Origin of the sequence: Prevotella sp. oral taxon 317 str. F0108 (assembly GCF_000162415.1) — a bacterium.
Classification (GTDB): Bacteria; Bacteroidota; Bacteroidia; order Bacteroidales; family Bacteroidaceae; genus Prevotella; species Prevotella conceptionensis.
In genome coordinates, this window is the sequence record NZ_GG740089.1 from 1 (window position 1) to 1389 (window position 1389).

A 1389-nucleotide genomic window follows, 5' to 3' on the forward strand; every position below is an offset into this window, starting at 1 on the left:
ATTTTTTTGCACAAAGGTAGGAAACAAAACATATCGGAAAAGACGGCGAATAATGGATGCTTACTATTAAGGTGTAGGAGTTTTCAACTAGGGTAAAAAAAGCCGTGTAAGACAAAATGCTACACGATGGGCAATATAAGCGGTGTGAAATAGAAAAGGGGACAAACGAAATAAATCGTCCATCCCCCTTTTATTGCATGTTAGAGCATTTATAACTGCATTAAGTAGTTTTGTTCATTGCTCTAGTTACTTTTTCGTAATAGCGTTGCGTCCCTTTATTACTGTATTTCAATCCACCATTCCAAGCGCGTATGGCCCGTTCAATGTTGTTTTGTGGATTATGACGCTTTTGAATGAGAAGGAATATCTCCTTCGACTTCTGAACGCTAAACCTGTCTTTAAGTGTGTAAGCCTTCTTGATATTCAATTGTTTGAGATACAAGTTGACTTCTCTAACGCATATCGGTGTTATTTGCATGGCTCCAACAGACTTACCGCTTCTGGCGAATCTGTTTCCACCACTTTCCACCTGAATAATCGCATCCATAACCGGCTCCCAGTTCACGCAGTTGTCCGCCGTGTTATCCTCATTCGATGTTGCAAGGGCTAGGCCCGGCAGTAAACTTAAAATTGTAATACATAAAAATACAATTCTCTTTAATCTCTCCATAATTTTTTATTTATGAGACCTGAGCATGTAAGCCATCTGATTATAGCACATTTGTTGCCCGCGACTATTACTTTATGAGAAATAAGTTAAGTGAATAATCTCAGTCCCGTTAGATACCTTAGCGAATAAGCTCTTCCGAAACAAGGGGAAGGGTTTATCCTTATTCTTATCGCATGCAAAGTTACGAAATAAAACCGATGTAGCCAAACTTTCAAAGCAAAAACCGCACTTTTTAAATTATACAACATGTTGTAAAGCAGATAGTTAAGCAAAAGAAGGAAGAGTAGAACAGGAAACACGAACTATCCATACAAACCTTGCTTGAAAGAAGAAAACGCAGCAAAACAAGTAACCCATTTCGATATTTTGAAACCTGAACTCAGACATTGATAAACGCATCGACTTATAATTTCACAAACTAATGCACTTACAATTTCACTAACTTACAAACTCATAAACATAAAACCTTATAAGCGCACTAACTCATTAACTCACAAACTTAAACCCTCAATAACTCCCAAAACGAACAAGCCCTGAGTGCAGTCTTCGCACTCAGGGCTCTCGTATGAAAAAAGGCGGCCACCTACTCTCCCGCATTGCATTGCAGTACCATCGGCGCAGGCGGACTTAACTTCTCTGTTCGGAATGGGAAGAGGTGGGACACCGCCGCAATAACCACCTGATTAGGGGTTTGACTATCGCACAAGCAAGCGAAGAAG

The 1389-nt window shown here is 39.8% G+C and carries 1 protein-coding gene and 1 rRNA gene; both read right to left on the reverse strand.

Annotation, left to right across the window (positions count from 1 at the left end; all coding sequences use genetic code 11):
• Window positions 1-220: 220 nt before the first annotated feature.
• Window positions 221-670: a lytic transglycosylase domain-containing protein gene (locus tag HMPREF0670_RS15020; RefSeq protein ID WP_009231986.1), complete on the reverse strand. Its 450-nt coding sequence runs from the start codon at window positions 668-670 to the stop codon at window positions 221-223.
• Window positions 671-1240: 570 nt separating this feature from the next.
• Window positions 1241-1353: ribosomal RNA gene (gene rrf / locus HMPREF0670_RS15025) — 5S ribosomal RNA — on the reverse strand.
• Between the last annotated feature and the right edge of the window lie 36 nt (window positions 1354-1389).